At 70.1% G+C, this 22,047-nt stretch carries 15 protein-coding genes and 1 pseudogene; 7 read left to right on the forward strand and 9 right to left on the reverse strand.

Translation table 11 applies throughout. From position 1 onward, the window contains the following. Window positions 1-46: 46 nt before the first annotated feature. The 3 genes and pseudogenes from J4573_RS41040 to J4573_RS54710 all read left to right on the forward strand — a co-directional run bounded on the left by J4573_RS41040 (window position 47) and on the right by J4573_RS54710 (window position 3,589). Complete coding sequence (locus J4573_RS41040; RefSeq protein ID WP_208261555.1) at window positions 47-664, forward strand: GNAT family N-acetyltransferase; 618 nt, start codon at window positions 47-49, stop codon at window positions 662-664. 222 nt (window positions 665-886) lie between these two features. Beyond that, a pseudogene (locus J4573_RS56810) lies at window positions 887-1,672 on the forward strand (serine/threonine-protein kinase); the annotation flags it as partial. A gap of 1,308 nt (window positions 1,673-2,980) precedes the next feature. Then, window positions 2,981-3,589, forward strand: coding sequence for a hypothetical protein (locus tag J4573_RS54710; protein WP_243774394.1), 609 nt, complete (start codon window positions 2,981-2,983; stop codon window positions 3,587-3,589). Window positions 3,590-3,741: 152 nt separating this feature from the next. Here the strand turns inward: J4573_RS54710 and trxA are convergent, their stop codons facing one another. Together trxA and trxB are read right to left on the reverse strand one after the other, a co-directional pair. Continuing rightward, window positions 3,742-4,056 carry a thioredoxin gene (gene trxA / locus J4573_RS41050; protein ID WP_208261557.1) on the reverse strand — a complete coding sequence of 105 codons (315 nt, stop codon included), beginning with the start codon at window positions 4,054-4,056 and terminating at the stop codon, window positions 3,742-3,744. 43 nt (window positions 4,057-4,099) lie between these two features. After that, a complete protein-coding gene (trxB, locus tag J4573_RS41055) occupies window positions 4,100-5,053 on the reverse strand; it encodes a thioredoxin-disulfide reductase (protein ID WP_208261558.1) in 954 nt (317 codons plus the stop codon). 161 nt (window positions 5,054-5,214) lie between these two features. On the opposite strand from trxB, the gene J4573_RS41060 reads away from it, so the two are divergent. Beyond that, window positions 5,215-5,784, forward strand: coding sequence for a dienelactone hydrolase family protein (locus J4573_RS41060; RefSeq protein ID WP_208261559.1), 570 nt, complete (start codon window positions 5,215-5,217; stop codon window positions 5,782-5,784). Window positions 5,785-6,114: 330 nt separating this feature from the next. Here the strand turns inward: J4573_RS41060 and J4573_RS41065 are convergent, their stop codons facing one another. From J4573_RS41065 to J4573_RS41090, 6 genes are all read right to left on the reverse strand, one after another. Beyond that, on the reverse strand, window positions 6,115-6,915 hold the full coding sequence (locus J4573_RS41065; RefSeq protein ID WP_208261560.1) for an anti-sigma factor family protein: 801 nt from the start codon (window positions 6,913-6,915) through the stop codon (window positions 6,115-6,117). Continuing rightward, complete coding sequence (sigM, locus tag J4573_RS41070; protein WP_208261561.1) at window positions 6,915-7,535, reverse strand: RNA polymerase sigma factor SigM; 621 nt, start codon at window positions 7,533-7,535, stop codon at window positions 6,915-6,917. The genes J4573_RS41065 and sigM overlap by 1 nt, the downstream gene beginning before the upstream one ends. 320 nt (window positions 7,536-7,855) lie before the next feature. Further along, window positions 7,856-9,415 (reverse strand): protein kinase family protein, encoded by a 1,560-nt coding sequence (locus tag J4573_RS41075; RefSeq protein WP_208261562.1) that lies wholly within the window; start codon window positions 9,413-9,415, stop codon window positions 7,856-7,858. Between the two features lie 190 nt (window positions 9,416-9,605). Further along, window positions 9,606-11,309 carry a murein biosynthesis integral membrane protein MurJ gene (gene murJ / locus J4573_RS41080; RefSeq protein WP_208261563.1) on the reverse strand — a complete coding sequence of 568 codons (1,704 nt, stop codon included), beginning with the start codon at window positions 11,307-11,309 and terminating at the stop codon, window positions 9,606-9,608. 25 nt (window positions 11,310-11,334) lie between these two features. After that, on the reverse strand, window positions 11,335-14,010 hold the full coding sequence (locus tag J4573_RS41085; RefSeq protein ID WP_208261564.1) for a DUF6049 family protein: 2,676 nt from the start codon (window positions 14,008-14,010) through the stop codon (window positions 11,335-11,337). 241 nt (window positions 14,011-14,251) lie between these two features. Further along, complete coding sequence (locus tag J4573_RS41090; RefSeq protein WP_208261565.1) at window positions 14,252-14,773, reverse strand: aminoacyl-tRNA deacylase; 522 nt, start codon at window positions 14,771-14,773, stop codon at window positions 14,252-14,254. Between the two features lie 413 nt (window positions 14,774-15,186). On the opposite strand from J4573_RS41090, the gene J4573_RS41095 reads away from it, so the two are divergent. The 3 genes from J4573_RS41095 (at window position 15,187) to J4573_RS41105 (ending at window position 20,647) form a co-directional block, all read left to right on the forward strand. Next, on the forward strand, window positions 15,187-16,872 hold the full coding sequence (locus J4573_RS41095; protein ID WP_243774395.1) for a CCA tRNA nucleotidyltransferase: 1,686 nt from the start codon (window positions 15,187-15,189) through the stop codon (window positions 16,870-16,872). Next, window positions 16,869-18,182 carry an adenosylmethionine--8-amino-7-oxononanoate transaminase gene (bioA, locus tag J4573_RS41100; protein WP_208261566.1) on the forward strand — a complete coding sequence of 438 codons (1,314 nt, stop codon included), beginning with the start codon at window positions 16,869-16,871 and terminating at the stop codon, window positions 18,180-18,182. The genes J4573_RS41095 and bioA overlap by 4 nt, the downstream gene beginning before the upstream one ends. A gap of 113 nt (window positions 18,183-18,295) precedes the next feature. After that, window positions 18,296-20,647, forward strand: a complete 2,352-nt coding sequence (locus tag J4573_RS41105; RefSeq protein ID WP_208261567.1) for an ATP-binding cassette domain-containing protein — start codon at window positions 18,296-18,298, stop codon at window positions 20,645-20,647. A gap of 5 nt (window positions 20,648-20,652) precedes the next feature. Here J4573_RS41105 and J4573_RS41110 read toward each other — a convergent pair whose 3' ends face one another. Continuing rightward, window positions 20,653-21,957 carry an MFS transporter gene (locus J4573_RS41110; protein WP_208261568.1) on the reverse strand — a complete coding sequence of 435 codons (1,305 nt, stop codon included), beginning with the start codon at window positions 21,955-21,957 and terminating at the stop codon, window positions 20,653-20,655. Window positions 21,958-22,047 lie beyond the last annotated feature (90 nt).

The raw sequence follows: 22,047 nt of genomic DNA on the forward strand, positions 1-22,047 counted from the left end.
GCCACCCGAAGACCCTCCGGGCGAGTCAACAGGGGGTGCCGATCCGGTGTCGCGTCGTCTCGTCAACATCACGCTGGACAACCTCGACGATCTGCCGCGCCGGTGCCGTCAGTGCGTTTTCTGGGAACTGGACCCGGTGACGCGCGACCGCGCCATTGAGAGCGGCGACCCGGGGCTGGAGAAGGAAGCCTGGATCTCCTCGACGCTGCTGGAGTGGGGGAGCTGCGGCAAGATCGTCTACGTCGACAACGTGCCGGCCGGGTTCGTGCTCTTCGCGCCGCCGCTGTACGTGCCGCGCTCGGTGGCGTTCCCCACGAGCCCCGTGAGCGCCGACGCCGTGCTGCTGATGACCGGGCACATCCTGCCGGAGTTCGCGGGCGGTGGACTCGGGCGGATGCTCGTCCAGGGCGTTGCCAAGGACCTCACCCGCAGGGCGGTCAAGGCGATCGAGGCGTTCGGCGATCTGAAGGGCGAGGAGAGCGGCTGCATGGTCCCCGCCGACTACCTCCTGTCGGTCGGTTTCAAGACCATCCGCCCGCACCACCGCTACCCGCGCCTCCGCCTTGAACTCAAGTCGGCCCTCTCCTGGCGTGAGGACGTCGAGGTGGCCCTGGAACGTCTCCTCGGCTCCATGACCCCAGAGGGCGCCCTCCGCCCCGTCTAAGAGCCCCTCAGGCCCCTAAAGCCACCCAACCCGTTCCCACCCCTCCCCAAGCGCAATAGCGGGCGCCCCCAGCCGCCCCGCGCGGTGCGCCGGCGGCGGGGCGAGATCAGTCGCCTCGGGCGGCCTTGATCGGTCACGGGGAGTGTGAGCTTCTTCGCGTTGCGGTGAGCGGCCGCGGCTTAGCCTCGATGCAGGCACGCCACCCGCACTCCGGAGTCGCCCATGCCGAACACGGCCCCGCTCGGCCCTCGTGACCCCGAGCGTCTTGGATCGTACGAAATCTTGGGCAAGCTGGGCGCCGGTGGCCAGGGAACCGTCTACCTCGGCCGGGCGCCGGGTGACGGCACGCTGGTGGCCATCAAGGTGCTGCACGTGGACCTGCACACCAGTGAGGCCGAACGAAGCGCGTTCGGCCGGGAGTTGGCGGCGGCCCGGCGAGTGGCGCCCTTCTGTACGGCCCAGATCCTCGGCGGTGATCTGGAGGGTGATCCGGCGTACGTGGTGAGCGAGTACGTCGAAGGAATGTCGCTCCAGCAGGTCGTTCAGACCGAGGGCCCGCGCCGCGGCAACGACCTGCACCGGCTCTCGGTGGCGACCGCGACCGCGCTGGCGGCCATCCACGAGGCCGGGATCGTGCACCGCGATTTCAAGCCCGCCAACGTACTCATCGGCCGCGACGGGCCGAGGGTCATCGACTTCGGCATCGCCCGGCTGAACGAATCCACGACGACCACCATGGGCCGCGTGATCGGGACACCCGCCTACATGTCCCCGGAACAAGCCGCGGGCGCACGGGTCGGAGCACCCACGGACGTCTTCGCCTGGGGCGGCGTGATGACGTACGCCGCGCTGGGAAGACCGGCGTTCGGCGGAGGCCCGCTGGCAGCCGTCATCAACCGGATCGCCCAAAGCGAGCCGGACCTGGGCGAGCTGTCCGGCTTCATGCGGGAGCTGATCCTCTCGTGCCTCTCCAAGGACCCCACCCGGCGACCGACGGCGCACCAGCTGCTCATGCGATTGATCGGAGCCACTGGAAGCCCACCCCCGCTGGCCGAGGTCGCCGAACACCTAGCCGCCGACACCTCGCCCGTACGCCCCGTACCGCCGGACCATCGGCCCCCAACCGCCCGCAACGTAACGCTGCCTTCTGCCGAGCACCCGCAAACGCCGCCCCGCCGCCCATCGCAACACAAGCCCGCCCCGCCAACACCCGACCCCCAGGCCCCGCCAAGCCCACACGACCACGCCCCCGCAAGCTCGCTCGCAAGCGGCCAACCCACTACTCCAGCTCCCACCACCTCTGCGCCTCGCACGCCAGCCCCGAATGAGCCCGGGCGCAATACCCCAGCGCCCAACACGCCCGCATCCAGTACGTCCGCACCCAACAGTCCTGCGCCCGGTACGTCCGCACCCAGCGTGCCTGCGCCTAGCGTGTCTGGGCCTGGCGTGCCTGCGCCTGGCGTGCCTGCGCCTGGCGTGTCTGGGCCTAGCGTGTCTGATCCTGGAGTGCCCGCATCCGACCCGCCCGCGCCCAGTGCTCCACCCGGCACGTCCGCCCCTCGCACACTCACATCCAGTGCGCCCGTGCCAAACGAGCTTGGCCCTAGCGCGCCCGCATCTAACGCGCCTGCGCCCAGCGAGCCTGGACCTAGCGCGCCAGCATCTAACGCGCCCGGCGCCCCAGCCTCCAAGGCGCCCGATCCGTCCGCATCCAGTACGTCTGCACCCCGCCTGAACGCGCCCAACGCGCCCGGGCTAAATGCGCCTGCGCCCGGCGCGTCTGCTCCTCGCACGCCAGGGCACAACGAGCCTGGGCACAGTGCGCCCGCATCCGACGCGGCCGGGCCCCGAACTCCAGCACCCAGCGCGCCCGCGCCCAACAAACCCGGGTCTAGCGCACCTGCGCCCAGCGCGCCTACATCACGCGCGCCAGCAACTCGCGCTCTGACGCCCAACGAGCCTGGGCCCCACGAGCACGCATCTCGCGCGCCCGCATCTCGCGCGCCCGCAATTGGGGCGTCGGGCCCTTCAGCGAGTGACGAGTGGACTCCTGCCTCGGGCGGGACTTCGAGTCCTTCCTCAACCGGGGCATTGGGGCAGTCGCCGACCGACTCCTCGACCTCGTGGCCGTCGGGCGTACCTAATTCGAGCTCGCAGGCGACGGGGACGCCAGGGGCTGGAGTGCCCGGGGCGGATGTGAGTGGGCAGCCGGCCTACGAGGCGTACGGCTCACGCGCTTCTCGCGAGACCGGCTCTCCTGAGCCGTCAACACAAGGCACAGGACAGAGATGGCCAGCGCCGCCGCCTGACCGCAGAGTGGCTGGCGCGCCCCGAGAGCAGCCGCCGCTCAAGCGCAAAGCGCTCGCGTTCGTCGGTGTCGCCGGGGTAGTCCTCATCGCGCTCGTGAGCGGAGGCGTCTTCACGGTGCAGCAGCTCCGCAGCGGCTACTACGTCGGCCAGGAGAACGGCAAGGTCGTCCTCTACCGCGGCACGAACCAGAAAGTCCCTCTCATCGACCTGTCCCGTAAGGCCGACGCCGAGGAACAGCCCAACCCGCCAATCATGGTCAGCGATCTGCCCTACGGCAAACAGCAGGCGGTCAAGGACACCTTTGTGGTCAAGGGCCCGCAGAGCATCGAGGACCTGAAGGCGCAGGTCTGCAAGTACTCCCTCCGGAGCGAGAGCGGCAAGGTCATCATTGAGAGAGGCCAGGGTCAGGGCAACTGCCAGGTCTTCAAGGTGCAGGACAGCGCGATCCGCTTGGACGAGTTGCCCGGTCCCGACGCCGACGGCGTGCGGAACGGCGCCTTCTCGTTCATCGGGCTGAAGGGCGCGATCGACAAACTCGCTGAGCTAGGCGCCCACAAGACGGCGTGCAAGAACGGCGACCCGTCCGTCAGGGGCTGTCCGAGCGCGGGGAACTGAACCGGCAGTTCACTCGACTCGATTACCAGGCCCCGGCCAACAGGCTCCTCCGCTGTCGGAGTTCAGGTGCCCATGCATGCGTACGGCCCGTACCTCCGGAGAGGGACGGGCCGTACGTTTCGCGCTCGCCGCGGGAGGGGCGAGGGTCTGGATCAGATGAACTCGGAGAGCTCGCGGAGCAGGGCGGCCTTGGGCTTGGCGCCGACGATCTGCTTGACGATCTCGCCGTCCTTGTAGACCTGGAGCGTCGGGATGCCGGTGATGCCGAGCTGGGCCGGGCGCTGCGGGTTCTCGTCGATGTTCATCTTGACGATCTCGATCTTGTCGCCGTGCTCGCCGGCGATCTCCTCGAGGATGGGGGCCACCATGCGGCAGGGGCCGCACCACTCGGCCCAGAAGTCGACGAGCACGGGCTTGTCGCTCTTGAGGACCTCGGTGTCGAAGTCGGCGTCGGTCACGGCTTTCATGATGTCTCCTTTGTTGCCGGGCGGCGGGCCCCGCCGTCCGGGGTCAGGCCTGGTGTGCGAGCTCGGCGGTGCCCTGGGCCTGCAGCCAGTGCTCGGCGTCGATGGCGGCGGAGCATCCGCTGCCGGCGGCGGTGATGGCTTGACGGTAGATGTGGTCGACCACGTCACCGGAAGCGAACACGCCGGGGATCTTCGTCTTCGTGGTCGGAGCGTCGACGAGCAGGTACCCGTCGGCGTCGGTGTCGAGCTGGCCCTCGAACAGCTGGCTGCGGGGGTCATGGCCGATCGCGATGAACAGGCCCGTCACCTCCAGCGCCGACTCCTCGCCCGTCTTGAGGTTGCGGACCTGGACGCCGGTGACCTTGTCCTCGCCGTTGACCTTCACGACCTCGCTGTCCCAGAGGAACTTGATCTTGTCGTTGGCGAACGCGCGGTCCTGCATGATCTTGCTGGCGCGCAGCTCGTCGCGGCGGTGGATCACGGTCACGGACTCGGCGAACTTGGTCAGGAAGATCGCCTCTTCCATCGCGGTGTCGCCGCCGCCGACCACGGCGATGTGCTGGTTGCGGAAGAAGAAGCCGTCACAGGTGGCACACCAGGAGACCCCGCGGCCGGACAGCCGCTTCTCGTCGTCCAGGCCGAGCTCGCGGTAGCCCGAGCCGGTCGCGATGATGATCGCGTGGGCGCGGTACACGTCCTCGCCGACCTTCACGACCTTCGGGTTGGCCTTGAGGTCGACCTCGGTGACGTCGTCGGTGATGAGCTCGGCCCCGAAGCGCTCGGCCTGCTTGCGCAGGTTGTCCATCAGGTCGGGACCCATGATCCCGTCCGGGAAGCCGGGGAAGTTCTCCACGTCGGTGGTGTTCATCAGCGCACCGCCGGCCGTCACCGATCCCTCGAACACCAGGGGCTTCAGGTCGCCGCGGGCCGCGTAAACCGCGGCCGTGTAGCCCGCGGGGCCCGAGCCGATGATGATGACGTTGCGGACGTCGCTCACTGTGGTGCCTCTCTCTAGCTCGCCAGGGGTGCCAGGCGGGGCGGGAATCGCCTCGGAGCCGCCGGCACGGTCCGGCCTGCCAGTGGCGTCAACCGATCCTAGGGCCCGGGGATTCCCGGCCGTGCTCAACGGCCCCCCGACCTCCCAATAAGGTGGTGAACATGGCGAGGATTCTGCTCCTGCACTCCACGTACGGCGTCCGGCCCGCGGTGCGTTCGGCGGCCGACCGGCTGCGTGATGCGGGTCATGAGGTGCACGTACCGGACCTTTACGACGGCCGTGTCACCGGCGACGTCGAAGAGGGGCGGAAGATCCGCGAGGAGATCGGCCGGGACGAGCTCCTGAAGCGCGCGGTCACCGCCGCGGCGCCGCTGGTCGACGGTGGCCTGGTGTACGCGGGGTTCTCGCTCGGCGCCGCCGTCGCCCAGACCCTCGCCTTCGCCGACGAGAAGGCACGCGGCCTCCTGCTCCTGCACGGCACGTCCGACCTCCCCGAGGACGCCTCCACCGAGATCCCGGTCCAGCTGCACGTCGCCGACCCCGACACGTTCGAGCCCGTCGACTGGCTGAACGCCTGGTACCTGCAGATGATCCGCGCCGGCGCGGACGTGGAGGTCTTCCGCTACGGCGGCGCCGGCCACATCTTCACCGACCCCGACCTCCCCGACTACGACGCCGAGTCCGCAGACCTCACCTGGACCCGCTCCCTGGCCTTCCTAGCCGACCTCTAGCCGCCCCCAAGGCCCCGCCGCCCGCGCCCCCGCGCCCGCGCCCGCGCCCGCGCCCGCGCCCCGCGCCCCGCGCCCCGCGCCCCGCGCCCGCGCCCGCGCCCCCGTGGCCCGTGGCCCTGCGCCCACGAGCCGTCGAGGTGGTCCCGTCGCGCATCCGTATGCGATGGCCGTAGCCCCGCTCCGGTGGCCCTAGTCGCTAGCCCAGTGGGCGGCTGGCGGGCGTCCGGTGGGCGTTGACTCAGGTCCGGCGGCCGTAGACGCGTTCTGCAGAGATGTTTCTGGCCGGTCTCCGCGTTGCGGGGACCGGCCAGAGGTGCCGAACGTACTGCGTCAGGCTGATTCGTGCTTCAGAACGGAGCAGTCCGTTCCAACAGCCCAGACGTCGAACGCGCCCGCCTTGGTGCCAGGCAGGGCGATGACCGTGGCCTGCTTGCCTTCGTACCTGGCGGAGTCGACCAGCAGCGGCTTCTTCCCTTGCGCCACCTTTGAGACGCACTGGGCCAGCTGCTCGTCCGCCCCCGGGCCGCCGCCCACCTGGAGCTCCGGGCCCTTGCCGAACAGCTTGCCGACCTGCTGGTTCAGTTGTCCCTGCCGGTAGTCGGTCCCGGTGTGCGAGATCGAGTATCCGGGCGCGGCCTTCGGTGCCGAAGCGGTCGTGTCGAGGCTCTTGGACCCCATCGACGGAGCCATCCGGCTCGACGAGTCGCCGTTCGCCTTGTTGCGATCGGTGACGGGCGGCGCTCCCGCGCTCTGCGAGTGATTGCCGTCCGAGGCCCCGTTGATGGCCATCTTGCCGACCACCGCTCCGCCGCCGAGCACGACCACCGTTGCGGCGGCGGCCGACATGATCCGCCAATGCCGCCGTCCGCGCCGCTGTTCCAGGCTCACCACCGTGGCGTCGTTCAACGACTCCGCCGCGATGGCGGAATCGATGCGCTCGGCCAGCTCGGCGGGCATGGACGGAACGGGTGCCTCCGCCAGGATCCGGGAGACGTCCGCAAGGTCGGCGGATCGGTCCCGGCACTCGGCGCAGGTGTCGAGGTGCGCGTTGACGGAGGCGGCTTGATCGTCTTCGAGTAGCCCCTCGGCCAGATCGGCCAGGGTGTCGTAGTCATAGTGTGCGGGGTTCATCAGGGCATGCCACCTCCTTCCACTCCTCCGACGTTCTTCGGGTCTCGACGGTTCCGGTGATGTACGAGAAGTGGTGCGAGCCTCGCACGACCCCGCGCGCACCTGCTCTTGATCGTCCCAGGGGGCACCTCCAGGACCTGAGCGGCGTCATCGACGGAGTACCCCATCATGTCGACCAGAATCAGCGCCGCCCGCTGCTCGAACGGCAGCTGAGCGAGCGCCGAGTGAACGTCGAGCGAGACGCCGTGCGCGTCGGTCGGGTCCGGCATCTTCGGCGCGACCGCGTCGAACGTGGCGTCGTCCCCCATGGGCGTCGCCGGCCGTACGGATTTGCGCCGCAGCCGGTCCAGGCACGCGTTCACCACGATCCGGTGCAGCCATGTGGTCACGGCCGCGTCGCCGCGGAACCGCCCGGCCGCCCGGAACGCCGAAAGGCAGGCGTCCTGGAGCGCGTCAGCGGCCTCCTCCTGATCCCCGAGCGTGCGCAGCGCGACCGCCCACATCCGGTCCCGATGCCGGTTGACCAGCTCGGCGAAGGCGTGCGGGTCCCCCTCCGCGTGCCGCGCGAGCAGCTCCTTGTCGGGGACGTCGTCCACGCGCCGCATGCTCACCGACGTCATGGCCGCGTGTTCTTACTGGCTGCTGCTTGGGGAGACACCACAGATTCCTGGGGGGAGGGGACATTCTCTGCTCCCAGGCACGATACCGACTGGTCGCAACCCTCGTCACAGCTCGTGTTACAGACCGCCCCATTCGCCGCGGAGATGTTACGTCAACCAAGATCACCCACAGGGGCCTAGGAACGGCCCTCAGCCCACTGGGACAGGCTCAGACTGCTCTGCTCAGAACCCCGGCCGCGAAGAGATCGAGCCCCGCTCCCTCCGGGCGGAGAGCGCGAGGCTCGATCTAGAAAGTTCTGGAAATGCCGGGACTCAGCGGATCAGGACTGTGGACCGTAGACCGTGATGTCGTTGATCCTCGCCTTGAATCCGGTGTCCACAGGGGTCGTGAACCAGACGAGAACGTACTGGCCCTGGGCGCCCTGGGCCGATTCGAAGTTGTTCGCGCCGATGACCGCCGAGCGCTTGCCGATGGCCGTGAGCGAGCTCAGTTCCCGGCTGCTCCCGACCCGGACCTCCAGGGGGGCACCGCTCACGGGTGTCTCGACCTTGACGCGACCCACCTTGACGGACTTGCCCATGTCCAGCAGGACGCCGAATCCCTTGGCGTAGTTGCCGAAGTTGGGGGCCCGGTAGGTCTCGGTGTACCACTCGGTACGCGACTTGCCGTCCAGGACCGCGGTCGCCGTCTTGTTGATCGAGTTGTCGGGGTGGCCCTGAGGGGTGAGCTCCTCAAAGCCGGTCGCAGTGCTCACCGGCAGCTTGCTCAGGGCCGGGTGGGGTTTGGGTTTGTTGTCGCCGCCGGTGACGTTGGCGTCGGTGGACTTGCCCTTGGGGTGGTCGTCGTTGCTGGTGAGGGCCCAGGCGCCTAGGCCGACGATCACCGTGAGGGCCGCGGCGGCCACGCCCAGGAGGCCCTTGTTGAGGGGCTTGCGGGTGGTGTGGGGCGCGGTCGGGGCGGACGGGACGGAGTGCTGCTGGGTGCGTTGCGGCTGGGCGCGGTGGGACGCGGGGCGACGTGGAGCTGGGGTCGCCTGGGTTGCGGCCTGCGGTTCGGGGCGCTGGGGGGCCGCGGGTGGTGCGGGCGGCGGTGTTGCGGCCAGGCCGGCGAAGAGCGGCAGGGGCGTGCGGGGAACGCCGCGGAGGGCCTGGGCCAGCTCCGCGGGCGTTGCGATGGGCTCGCCGGAGATGCCGACGGCGCGGCAGGCGATGGCGTTCAGCGCGTGCGAGATGCCGGCCTGGACCTGGCGGGGCTCGCGAGGCTTGTCGTCGTCGGAGGTGGGCGGGGCCGGGAGCGAGGAGAGCTCCGGGTCGCCCGGCCAGTGGGCGGTGAGCGCCGCGTACAGCATGCGGCCCAGGCCCTGGACGTCCTCGAGCGCCGGGTCGTCGGAGTAGCAGTCGGCGAGGACGGCGTCGGTGGCGATGCCGAGCAGCTTGACGGTGCCGCCCGTCGTCCAGACCAGGTCGCGGGGCGTCAGGCACAGGTGGCCGAGGCCCGAGGCGTGCGCGGTGGTCATGGCCTCCGCGGCCTCGAAGAGGAGGGTGGCGGCGCGGCCAGGCTCCAGGGGCGCCTTGGACAGCATTTGCTCAAGGGTCTCGCCGGCGACCCATTCGCTGACCACGTAGGCGCTCTCGCCGCTGTCGTCGGCGTCGAAGACCTGGGTCAGGCGGGGGTCGGTCAGCCGGCTGGCGGCACGGGCCGAGGTGACGACCTCGGCGACCCTGGGGAACTCGGGGTCGAACGTACGGACGGCGACGGCACGGGCAAGGATCTCGTCGATGGCCTTCCACAGGGAAGATCCACCGGAGTCGCTGATGCGCTCTTCAAGGCGGTAGCGGCCGGCGAGGCGAGTGCCGGGCTCGATGACTGACGTGCTCACGGCAACGTCCTGCGCAAATGGTTCATGTTCGTGGCGTGGCAGCTTACGCCTCCGACCCTCCTCTTTGCGTTCCCCAGGGTGTCGCCCCGCAAGCCGTAGTCCCCCACATGGTAGTGGTTACACCGATTGGTGGCTCCCTTATCGCGGCGCGTCCTGTCTTCTTTGCCACGTTTTACTCTGCGGCCCGGAATCAGCCACGACCCGGCAGGCGACTGGACACCATCGACAGCATCGATTGGACCTCGCCGACCCTCAGGAGCTTGGCGAACAACAGGTACAGGGCCCCGCCGCCCACGCTCGCGACGATCAGCGAGAGCAGGCTCGGAAGCATCCCCGTACCCAGCGTGGCGTCGATCACGGCATGGGTCGCGTACGCGAAGCCGATCAGCGGCCAGATCGCCACCACGAGCTTCAAAAGCGTACTGGAGATCCGGCGGCCGTCGATCCCGCCGAGCTTGCGCCGCAACAGCGACCAGCAGACCAGGCTGCCTACCAGGTTGGTGACCGCGAACCCGCCCGCGATGCCGACCACGATCCACTTAGTGTCGAGGAGGGTGTACGCGGCGAACGCCATGATGATGTTGGTCGTCACCGTGACCATCGCGACCAGGGCGGGCGTACGGGTGTCGCTGTGCGCGTAGAAGACCCGCAGCATCAGCTGGTAGATCGAGAACGGCACCAGCGCGACGGCGAACATCTGCATGATGTGGGCGATCACCATCGCGTCGCTCTGCGAGGTGTTGCCGTGCGCGAACAGGACCGTGGCGATCTCCGGGCCGAGGACCAGCATCAGCGCCGCCGCCGGCAGCATGATCACCGAGGACAGTCGCAGGCCGTTGGAGAAGTCGTCGCGGACCAGGTGGGTCTCGCCGTTGGCCGCGTGCTCGCTCATCCGCGGCAGCAGCGCGGTGATCACCGAGACGGCGACGATCGCGTACGGCAGCTGGAAGAGCTGGTAGGAGTTGAAGTACGGGGTGAACCCGTAGCCCTCGCCGAGGCCCTCGGCGACGCCCTTGTCACCGGCCCGGTTCGACAGCGCCGTGACGACCGCGAAGCCGATCTGGGTGGCCGTCACGTACACCAGCGTCCAGGCCGCCATCCGGCCGACGCCGCCGAGCTCGCCGCGCGGGAAGTCCAGGCGCGGCCGCCAGCGGAACCCGGCCTTGCGCAGCGACGGCCACAGCGCGACCGTCTGCAGGATGATGCCGCCCGTGGTGCCGAGCGCCAGCAGCATGAACTCGGTGTCGGTGATGTTGCTCGGGGTGACCTTGCCCGTGCTGATCATCAGGAACGCGCCGCCGACCCCGATCACCACGATGTTGTTCAGCACCGGGGCCCACATCGGCGCGGCGAAGCTGTGGCGGGTGTTCAGGATCGCGCCGGCGAACGCGCCGACCCCGTAGAAGAAGATCTGCGGCAGGAAGAACTGCGCGAACAGGATCGCCAGGGCGCGCTGGTCGCCGGTGTAGCTGCCCGCGTACACGTCGATCAGCAGCGGCGCGCACAGCACGGCGATGACGGTCAGCACCGCCAGGAAGATCACCGCGATCGTGAACACGCGCTGCTCGTACTGCTCGCCGTAGGTACGGTCGCGCTCCTTGGCCCGCACGAGCAGCGGAACGATCACGCTGGTCAGGATGCCGCCGAGCAGCAGGTCGTAGATCGTGTTCGGGACCGTGTTGGCGGTGTTGTAGGCGTTGGCCAGCAGGCCGGTGCCGAGCGCGGCGACGATGACCGCGGTACGCAGGAAGCCGGTGACGCGGGAGGCCAGCGTGCCGACGGCCATCATCGCGCCGGAACGCAGCAGCCCCGACGCGCCGCCGCCCGACTCGCCGCCTGAGGATTCGCCCTCGCCGGGGGCGGACGGGCGCGGGATGTCGACGCGGGTCTGCATGGCGGCCGAACCGACCGCCGGCAGGTCAATCCTGGTTTCCCCCGCGCCAGGCGCCACGTTCGGACCCTGAGGCCTGCCCGTTCCCGGATTCATGGGACGGCCCTGCCCCGTCCTCTGGGGAGTACCCGGGTGCGGAGGAGTCCCCCCAGGAGGGCTCCCCGTGGGAGGGCTCCCCGCGGGAGGGCTCGCCCCAGGAGGATTCCCCGAAGGAGGAGGGTTCCCCGTCCTCGAAGGAGGGCCCGTACGGGGAGGAGGTCCCGGGTGCGGATGCGGGGGGTTGCCCGGCTGCGGAGGGTTCCCCGTACGAGGGGGAGGACCCGTCCCCGGAGCCGGAGGCCTGCCAGGTGCCGGGGGGCGTCCCGTCTCCGGGGATCCGCTCCCCGGGTAGCCCGGACCCGCCGGGGTGCCCGGCCCCTGGGGGCGTTGCCCCGGAGGGTTCGGTCCCTGCTGGTCCCACTCCGGTCGACCCGTCACCGGTGTCCTCCGCTTTCCGGCGGCGCCTTGCTCGCATGGCCCGCACTCCGACGCCCACGAAGATTACGGCAAGCGCGCCACCGGTGATGAGCAACGCCACCTTGCCGTACCGCGTGCTGCGGACGGTCACGGTCTCGCCGCTGCCGTAGTCGGCGTCGGTCTGTGCCGTCCTCAGCTGGACGTGCATCTTGAAGTTGCCGTTCCCGTTGACCTTGAGCGGCACCTGGACGGTCTGCTTCTGCCCGCCCGCGAGCACGAACTCCTTGTTCTGGTCCGCGAGCTCGCCGACCTGAAGGCCGGGGCTCTGCGACGTGACGACGAACCGTATCTTGACCTTCTGTTCCTTCGGCAGGTCGTTGGCGACGGTGATGCCGATCTTGCCGGAGCCGCCGGCGAGGGAGACGCGGTGGGCCTCGGTGAGCTGGACGTGGATCTTCCGCGTGTCGGTGTCGAGCTCGCGCGCCACCTCCACCCTGGCCTGCTTGGCCCTGCGGCCCTGCTGCCGCCAGGACGCCGACTCGGTCCGCAGGACGGCGGTCTCGTAGACGTTGTTGACCGGGTCGAGTATCCCGGCGAACGTCCTGGCGTTCTTGGCGATCTTCTTGACCTCGTCGAGGTAGAACTTGCCGAGCTCGAGGTCCTGGTAGCCGTTCAGGTAGCCGTTGAACGAGCGCTGCTGCGGCTGGGCGTTGACGATCTGATCCAGGGGAACGCTCTGGAGCCAGGCGGCCTTGGTGCTGTAGTTCAGCAGGTTCTCGGCGAGGCTGGGCAGCGGATTCCAGTGGCGGCTCGGGGCGACCACGATCGTCCGCTGCGTCTGCGGCGACTCGGCGGCGATCATCGCGGTCTCGGCGAGAAAACGCTGCTCGATCAACGCCGCCGCGCCGGGCGCCCTGCTGTTGCCGTCGATGACCTCGTTGATCTGCTCGTCGTAGACCGCGACCTTCTTCGTGCCCTCGGAGGTCTTGACCGTGGTGGTCGCGTTCTGCGGGCCCTGCCCTTCCTGAAACTCCTTGCTGGTCATCAGGAACGCCCCGTTGGCGCCGAGCTTGGCGGTGTCGGCCAGAAGATCTAGTGACTGCTGGCCCGCCACGCCCGCGACGGGCCAGGCCATCTGCGTCGTGGGAGCCTTACCCAGCACCTGGTCGGCGATGGTGCTGTGCCGGTACGCCGCCTTGACCTGGGACGGCATGTCGTTGCGCACGAGCGCGGCGGCGTCGGGATCGGCGTAGCCGGTGGGGAAGTACCCGTCGCCGGCCGCCGTCCTCTTCAGCCGGTCGAGCCATGCCTGTGCCGCGGTGCTCTTCTGCTTCCTGGCGGCCTTGCCGCCGGGCGAACGGACCGTGTAGTCGCCCGATGCCATGGTCTTGGCGTCGTCCAGCAAGGCCGGGTCGATCGCCCAGGTGACCGGTGTCTTGGTCCGTTCCGCCGCCGAGACCAGGGAACTCAGCCGCCCGGTCCCCGCCAGGTCGGTGCTGAGCTGGTCGTCGAGGAAGGTCTGGTCGTTCGCGCGGTGCATCCTGTCGATCAGCGGCATCACCCAGGCGACCTTGGGGCGGGTGATCTTCGCGCCGTTCGGTACGTAGGTGATGAACGTGTTGAGTCCCGCGAGTACCTGGCCGTTGCCGACTACTTCGACGCCGATCGGGTACACGCCGAACTGCTTCAGTCCCATCCCGGTAGTGGTGAAGCCCACGGCGAAGTTCTGTTGGCCGTTCGGCGCCGAGGCTCCCTGCAACGTCTGGTTGGCGCTGGAGCCGGGTGGGGCGCCCCGCAGCTGTGACGGCTGACCTGAGGCGAACTGCGCCAACTGGCTCCGGCTCGTCACCGCTTCGCCGTTGTATTTGAAACGGACCGCAAGACCGGGGATCTCAGCGCCGGAGCGATTCTGGACCGTGCCCTTCACTTGGACCTTGGAATTGGCCCCGGATTCGCGGGCGGTCTTGGGGGTGACCGAGGACAGCGTGAGAGCGACCTGAGCGCGGTTGCGCGACTGGCGGGAGGCTCGCTGGGGGTGCGGATCGCGGGGCTCGCTCTGAACGCCCGGCTCGGCTGCTGCGGCTTCAGGGGCGGCGGCTGCGGGCTCAGCGGCGGCTGCGGGCTCAGCGGGGGCTGCGGGCTCAGCGGGGGCTGCGGGCTCAGCGGGCGCGGCCAGGACGGGAGGCGCCGCCGCCATGAGGCAGGACAGGGCGGCGGCCAGCGCGGCCGCGCGTTTGACCGTTCTCACGCCATGTCCGCCCAAGGGCCGCCCGCCGCCGAACGGGCCGCCTGAGGGCAGCGGGCGTTGCTTTCCCGCTTCACGCGCTCGATGTTAGCCGGGCCAACCCGACGTTTAGACCGTCCAAGCCACCTCCACCCCTCGATCTTTCAACAGTCCCGTACCCATAAGGCCTCAGCGCACATGGAACGGCCCCCGATCCGAGGGGACCGAGGGCCGTTCGAGGCGCTTTGTGGATCAGTGTTCGGGATCAGCGGGCAGCGGGAGAGGGGGGAGAGGAAGCGGACAGGCTGACCGGTTTCGCGCCACTCAGCGCGTAGAGATCTAGTGCGCGGATCCCCAGCGCGGTCGATGCCTCACCCGTCGCGGTGTAGACGACGTCGTCCACCGGAAGGCCCCCGACCGTGTCCTCGTCGATCAGGAGCGGCATGGACTCGGGCAGCAGCAGCGGGCAGACCAGGCCCGCCGCGTACTCGGTGACGACGTTGACGAGATGAGGCCTGGCCTGGCGGATCAGGCGGGCGCCCACCGCCTGCCGGATCCGCTCGGACGACGGCCTGCTGCCCGCCGCGACGATCACGCCGGTGAGGAAGCGTTCTCCCCGGTAGACGTCGTTGCAGGCGTAGACGCGCGTCACCAGGCACCGATCGGGTGGAAGGCCCAGGGCCTTCGGCAGTTCGTCGGCGTGCGCGATCGCGATGGGCAGCCGCACGATCTCGTGCAGCGTCTCCCGCTCGAGAAGCGCGCGATGGATGGCGAGAGCGTCCTTCATGTTCGGCTCCGTCCTGCGGGGAGATCACCCCGCAACAACACCCCCGGCTGATTGCTCTGCCCCCGTTGCCTCCTCACCAAGGGGGAGGGTCTCCCCACATACCCGCACCGGGCGGCTTGATGCCGGTACCACCGCGCATCGGGCCGCGCGCGCGTCGAGCCGCGTGGCCGCGGGCGACCGGCCGTGCCCGGGCTGGTCCACGCCCCGCCGGTACCCCGCTACCTTTGGTGGGTACGGAGGTCTCCACCAGAGGTCGCGCGGGCGCCGTCTTCGGGGTGTCCAGAACGTAACTCGGGGATCTCGACGTGTGAAGGGGCTTCTTACCCTCAATGCACGGCGGGCCCCGGGCCGGGAGGCCGGGACCGAGGCGCCGCAAAGTCCTTTGTCAGCAGCCCAGCGAGGAAATACGCTCGATGCCCGTGCCCGACCAGAACGACCGCCACCAGACCCCCGACGATCAGCCCGATCCCGCCCGGCCTCCCGCCCCGCCGCAGCCGGCCCGGAAGACTCGGCCGGCCGTTTCGGCCCAGCCGGATGCCGCCCAGCCGGATGCCGCCCAGCCGGATGCCGCCCAGGCCGAAGCCGTTCAGCCGGATGCCTCCCAGCGGGTCGCGATCACCGAGCTGCTGCGCCGCGTGGCGCCGGTCGCGGACGAGCTTGGCGCGCGGTTCGCGGCCGCCGGCCACGAGCTGGCGCTGGTGGGCGGGCCGGTACGGGACGCGCTGCTGCGCCGGGCCGGCAAGGACGTCGACCTCACCACCGACGCGCCGCCGCAGAAGGTCCTGGAGATCATCAACGGCTGGGCGGACAACGTCTGGACGATCGGCATCGAGTTCGGCACGGTCGGCCTCCGCAAGAACGGCCACGAGCTGGAGATCACCACCTACCGCAGCGAGTCGTACGACCCGAAGTCGCGCAAGCCCGAGGTCTCCTACGGCACCTCGCTCGTCGAGGACCTGCGCCGCCGCGACTTCGCCGTGAACGCCATGGCCGCCCGCCTGCCCGGCTACGAGTTCGTCGACCCGTTCGGCGGCCTCACCGACCTGCAGCGCAAGGTGCTGCGCACGCCCGGCAGGCCCGAGGACTCCTTCAGCGACGACCCGCTGCGCATGATGCGCGCCGCCCGCTTCGCCTCCCAGCTCGGCTTCACCGTCGCGCCCGACGTCGTCGAGGCGATGACGAACATGGCCGGCCGGATCGAGATCGTCTCGGCGGAACGGGTCCGCGAGGAGCTGTCCAAGCTGGTCTGCGGCGCGTACCCGCGTGAGGGCCTGGCGCTGCTGGTCGACACCGGCCTCGCCGCGCACGTGCTGCCCGAGCTGCCCAAACTGCGGCTGGAGATCGACGAGCATCACCGGCACAAGGACGTCTACGAGCACTCGCTGATCGTTCTGGAGCAGGCGATCGCGCAGGAGGAGAACGGCCCGGACCTGGTGCTGCGGCTCGCGGCGCTGCTGCACGACATCGGCAAGCCCAAGACGCGGCGGTTCGAGGCGGGCGGCCGGGTGTCGTTCCACCACCACGAGGTCGTCGGCGCCAAGATGACGCGCAAGCGCCTCACCGAGCTGCGCTACCCGAAGGACGTCATCAACGAGGTGTCGCGGCTGGTCGAGCTGCATCTGCGCTTCCACGGCTACGGCACCGGCGAGTGGACCGACTCGGCCGTACGGCGGTACGTACGGGACGCCGGGCCGCTGCTGTCGCGCCTGCACAAGCTGACGCGGGCCGACTGCACCACCCGCAACAAGCGCAAGGCCGACCGCCTGCGCCGCACGTACGACGATCTCGAGGCGCGGATCGACCGGCTGGCCGAGGAAGAGGAGCTGGCCTCGATCCGCCCGGAGATCGACGGCAACGAGATCCAGGCGATCCTCGGCATCAAGCCGGGCCCGATCGTTGGCAAGGCCTACAAGTTTCTGCTGGAGCTGCGGCTGGACCGCGGGCCGATCGGCAAGGAGACGGCGGCCGAGGAGCTGCGCCGCTGGGGCGTCGAGCAGGGCCTCCTTTCAAGCGCCGAGCCCGGCGCGGATGGCCCCGCCGAGCCGGCTGAGCCCACCGGCAGCTCCGTTCAGCATGAAGGCGAGGAAGCGGAGTCATGATCGAGCTCAGGCTCGGCCGGATGAGCCCGCACGAGACCGAGCGGCTCCTGGCGTACGACCGCGAGCATGTGTGGCACCCGTACGCGCCGATGCCCGCCGCCTACCCGGCCGAGCTCGTCGTGTCGGCGTCCGGCGTGCGGCTGACGCTGGCCGACGGCAGCGAGCTGATCGACGGGATGGCGTCGTGGTGGTCGGCCGTCCATGGTTACAACCACCCCAAGCTGAACGCCGCCGTCACCACACAGCTCGGCAAGATGTCGCACGTCATGTTCGGCGGCCTGACCCATCCGACCGCGATCGGCCTCGCCGAACGCCTGGTCGACCTCACGCCCGCGCCGCTCACCAAGGTCTTCTTCGCCGACTCCGGTTCGGTCGCCGTGGAGGTCGCGATCAAGATGGCGCTGCAGTACTGGCGGTCGCAGGGCCGCTCCGGGCGGCACCGCCTGCTGACCGTACGCGGCGGCTACCACGGCGACACGTTCGGCGACATGGCCGTCTGTGACCCGGTGAACGGGATGCACCACCTGTTCGCCGACGTGATGCCGCAGCACGTCTTCGCGCCGCCGCCCCCGCTGGGCTACGTCGCCGAGGCAGACGAGACCTACCTGGATGAGCTGCGCGCCCTGGCCGCCGCGCACGCCGACGAGCTCGCGGCGATCATCGTCGAGCCGATCGTGCAGGGCGCGGGCGGCATGCGCTTCTACGCCCCCGAGTACCTCCAGGCGCTGCGCGACCTGGCCGACGAGCACGGCCTGCTGCTGATCCTGGACGAGATCGCCACCGGGTTCGGCCGTACGGGAGAGCTGTGGGGCTGCGACCACGCCGAGGTCACGCCGGACATCATGTGCGTCGGCAAGGCGATGACCGGCGGCTACATGACGATGGCCGCGACGCTGTGCACCGACCGGGTCGCCGAGGGGATCTCCCGGGGCGAGGCCGGCGTGCTGATGCACGGCCCGACGTACATGGCCAACCCGCTCGCCGCGGCCGTGGCGAGCGCGTCCATCGACCTCCTGCTGTCGCGTGACTGGCGCGACGAGGTGGACACGATCGAGGCCGTCCTCACCGCCGGTCTGGAGGGCGCCCGCGATCTGCCCGGCGTCGCCGACGTGCGGGTGCTGGGCGCGATCGGTGTCGTCGAGGCGCGCGAGCCCGTCGACGTCCCGGCCGTCCAGAAGATCGCGATGGACCACGGCGTCTGGGTCCGCCCGTTCGGGAAGCTGATCTACACGATGCCCCCGTACATCTGCACCGAGGACGAGGTCGGCCACATCACCGACGCGATCTACGCCGCCGCCGAGTCCCTCTGAAACCGCCGGGTGGGTCCCTCTGAAGGGCTCCTGAGGGGCCCTGAAGGGGTCTCTGAAAGGGCCCTCAAGGGGTCGGCCCGACCTGCATGGATACGGGTTGTAGCGTGGGAATCATGGAGGCCGGAGCGGACGATCCGTACGTTCGGGTGCGGGGCGCCCGCGTCCACAACCTGAGGAACGTGGACGTCGCCATCCCGCGGGACGCGCTGGTCGCGTTCACCGGGGTGTCGGGGTCGGGCAAGTCGTCGCTGGCGTTCGGGACCCTCTACGCGGAGGCGCAGCGCCGCTTCCTGGAGTCGGTCGCGCCGTACGCCCGCAGGCTCGTCCACCAGGTCGGCGTGCCCGAGGTCGAGGAGATCACCGGCCTGCCGCCCGCCGTCGCGCTGGAGCAGCGGCGTTCGGTGCCGTCCTCGCGTTCCTCGGTGGGGACGGTCACGACGCTGTCCAACTCGCTGCGGATGCTGATGTCGCGCGCGGGCGACCATCCGCCGGGCGCCGAACGGCTGGACTCCGACTCGTTCTCGCCCAACACCGCGGTCGGCGCCTGCCCCCACTGCCACGGCCTCGGCCTGGTCCACGAGGTGTCGGAGGACTCGCTGGTCCCCGATCCCTCGCTGAGCATCCGGGACGGCGCGGTCGCGTCCTGGCCGGGCGCGTGGCAGGGCAAGAACCTGCGCGACATCCTGGCGACGCTCGGCTACGACATCGACCGGCCCTGGCGCGAACTGCCGCAGGTCGAACGCGACTGGATCCTGTTCACCGACGAGCAGCCCGTGGTGACCGTTCATCCCGTACGCGAGGCGCATCGCATCCATCGGCCGTACAAGGGTACGTACTCCAGTGCCAAGCGCTTGGTTCTGTGTACGTTCGCCGACTCCAAGAGCGAGGCGCTGCGCAAGCGGGCCGAGCAGTTCCTGGTGAGCAGGCCGTGCCCGGTCTGCGGCGGCCGACGACTCAAGCCCGAGGCACTCGCGGTGACCTTCGCGGGCCGGACGATCTCCGAGCTGGTCGCCCTCCCGCTCACCGCGCTGACCGATCTGCTCCGGCCGTACACCGACGGCAGCGGCCCCGCCGCCGTGCTGACGCAGGACCTCACCGCCCGCATCGAGGTGCTGGTGGAGCTCGGCCTGGGCTACCTGAGCACCGACCGTTCCAGCCCGTCGCTCTCCTCGGGCGAACTGCAGCGGCTGCGGCTGGCCACCCAGCTCCGTTCCGGCCTCTTCGGCGTGGTGTACGTGCTGGACGAGCCGTCCGCGGGCCTGCATCCGGCCGACGCCGAGGCGCTGATGTCGGTGATGGAACGGCTCAAGGCCGCGGGCAACAGCGTCTTCATGGTCGAGCACGATCTGGACGTCGTCCGCCGCACCGACTGGATCGTCGACGTCGGCCCCGACGCGGGCGTGCACGGCGGCCGCGTGCTCTACAGCGGGCCGGTGGACGGGCTCCGCGACGTTCAGGAGTCGGCGACCCGCCGCCACCTGTTCGGGGAGGCGGAACGGCCGGCCCGCGAGCCGCGCACGCCGTCCGGGCGCCTTGAGCTGCGCGGCGTCACCCTCCACAACCTGTGCGACCTCGACGTGGACCTGCCGCTCGGCGTCTTCACCTCGATCACCGGGGTGTCCGGGTCCGGCAAGTCCAGCCTGATCGACGTCATCGCCGACGAGGCCGAGACCGCCGACGCGATCGGCCGTGTCGTACGGGTCGACCAGAAGCCGATCGGCCGCACCCCACGCTCCAACCTGGCGACCTACACCGGCCTGTTCGACGCCGTGCGCAAGCTCTTCGCCGCCACCGACGAGGCCAAGGCGCGTGGTTATGACGCGGGACGGTTCTCGTTCAACGTCGAGGGCGGGCGCTGCGAGACCTGCCAGGGCGAGGGGTACGTCTCGGTCGAGCTGCTCTTCCTGCCGACCACCTACGCGCCCTGCCCCACCTGCCATGGAGCGCGCTACAACGCCCCCACGCTGGAGATCACCTACCGGGACGTCACGATCGCCCAGGTGCTCGACATGACCGTGGACGAGGCCGCCGGCTTCCTCGCCGACGTTCCCGCGGCGGCCCGTTCGCTGCGTACGCTCCGCGAGGTCGGCCTCGGCTACCTGCGCCTCGGCCAGCCCGCCACCGAGCTCTCCGGCGGCGAGGCCCAGCGGATCAAGCTCGCCTCCGAGCTCCAGCGCACCCGCCGCGGCCACGCGCTCTACCTGCTCGACGAGCCCACCACCGGCCTGCACCCGGCCGATGTCGAAGTCCTGATGCGCCAGCTCCACGCGCTCGTCGACGGAGGCAGCACGGTCGTCGTCGTAGAGCACGACATGGACGTCGTGGCCGCCTCAGACCACGTGATCGACCTGGGCCCGGGCGGCGGTGACGAGGGCGGCCACATCGTCGCCCAAGGCCTCCCAACCGACGTCGCCGCCGCAACCGACAGCCGCACGGCCCCCTACCTCAAACCCCGCCTCAGCTGAGCCGTTCAGCGGATGGCGGGGGAGGAGGACTGGGAGGCGGCGCGGGCTACGCGGACGGTGGCGGTGCGGTAGATGGCGGCGCCCAGGGCGTACGCGAGGACGATCAGCGCCAGCGTCGCGTAGGAACGGCCGTCGGCGGGGAGCCAGGTAGCGGCGATCGCTGCGGCCGCGGCGAAGGTGGTGTTGAAGAGCATGTCGTACACCGCGAAGACCCGGCCGCGGTAGGCGTCGTCGATCGACTCCTGGAGGATCGTGTCGACGCAGAGCTTCACGCCCTGCGAGACCACGCCGAGCGCGAACGCGCCGACCGCCCACAGGGTCTCGTTGAACGGGAGGCCGAGCACCACCATGCCCGCCGCGCTACCGCCCAGCAGCCAGGCGATCCAGGCCTCCTTGCTGATCCGCCGCACGACCGGCGGAGTGATCAGCGCGGCGGCGAAGTAGCCCGCGCCGGACACGCCCAGCATCAGCGCGAACTTGGCCAGGCCGTCGTCGGCGTCACTGGTGAACGCGTTCCGGCACAGCAGCAGCGTCATGATCAGAATGACGCCGTACAGGAACCGGTGGAAGGCGATCGCGCCGAGCGCCAGCGCGGCCGGGCGGCGGCGCTTGATGTAGCGCGCGCCGTCGGCGAGGCCGTGCAGCACGTTGCCGAGCGCCTCACGCGTCTGGGCGGGCGCCTCCTCCAGATGCGGGCCGAGCAGGCCCCGCCGCTGGGAGGCCCCGATCAGCCCTGCCAGCAGGAAGAGCCCGGAGGCGCAGATCAAGATCAGCGCCGTTCCGTGGTGATCAGCGCCGAAGACCAGGCGCAGCAGGTAGCCGACGCCCGCGCCGACGAACGCGATGATCGTTCCGGAGGTGACGGCGAACGCGTTAGCTGTGACCAGGTGGTCGCGCCGGACCACGTGGGGGAGCGCGGCGGAGAGCGAGGCCAGGAAGAAGCGGTTGACACCCAGCACCAGCAGGACGCCGAGGAAGAACACGACGCCGTCGCTGCCCGAGGCCACCAGGCCCGCGACCCCCAGCACCATCAGGGCCCGGATGATCGGCGTCCACATCAGGATCTGCCGCCGCGGCCACCGGTCGATGAACACTCCGGCGAACGGGCCGAGCGCCGAGTAGGGCAGGAGCGTCACCGCGAACGCGGCCGCCGCCTTGCTCGCCGACGCCTGCTTCTCGGGAGAGAAGAACACGTAGCCCGCCAGGGCCACCTGGAACAGCCCGTCGGTCATCTGAGAGGTCAGCCGCGTCGCGTAGAGCCGCCGGAAGTCCCGGCCGCCGACGATGTCGCGCAGCTCACTCGCTCTCACCAGATCACCCTACGTGGAGAGGAACCATGCCCGGTCGCCCTATGCCCCCACCGTTACCACCCTGCGCCACGCAAACGGCCAGGACGGGGC

This window comes from Actinomadura barringtoniae (assembly GCF_017573505.1).
Lineage (GTDB): Bacteria > Actinomycetota > Actinomycetes > Streptosporangiales > Streptosporangiaceae > Spirillospora > Spirillospora barringtoniae.

Excerpts from the sequence above, each read along its gene's own strand:
- trxA (WP_208261557.1), bottom strand. The coding sequence starts at position 4,056 with ATGAAAGCCGTGACCGACGCCGACTTCGACACCGAGGTCCTCAAGAGC.
- sigM (WP_208261561.1), bottom strand. The coding sequence starts at position 7,535 with ATGACGTCGGTGAGCATGCGGCGCGTGGACGACGTCCCCGACAAGGAG.
- J4573_RS41105 (WP_208261567.1), top strand. The coding sequence starts at position 18,296 with ATGGAGGCCGGAGCGGACGATCCGTACGTTCGGGTGCGGGGCGCCCGC.
- J4573_RS41090 (WP_208261565.1), bottom strand. The coding sequence starts at position 14,773 with ATGAAGGACGCTCTCGCCATCCATCGCGCGCTTCTCGAGCGGGAGACG.
- bioA (WP_208261566.1), top strand. The coding sequence starts at position 16,869 with ATGATCGAGCTCAGGCTCGGCCGGATGAGCCCGCACGAGACCGAGCGG.
- J4573_RS41060 (WP_208261559.1), top strand. The coding sequence starts at position 5,215 with ATGGCGAGGATTCTGCTCCTGCACTCCACGTACGGCGTCCGGCCCGCG.
- murJ (WP_208261563.1), bottom strand. The coding sequence starts at position 11,309 with ATGCAGACCCGCGTCGACATCCCGCGCCCGTCCGCCCCCGGCGAGGGC.
- J4573_RS41065 (WP_208261560.1), bottom strand. The coding sequence starts at position 6,915 with ATGAACCCCGCACACTATGACTACGACACCCTGGCCGATCTGGCCGAG.
- J4573_RS41095 (WP_243774395.1), top strand. The coding sequence starts at position 15,187 with ATGCCCGTGCCCGACCAGAACGACCGCCACCAGACCCCCGACGATCAG.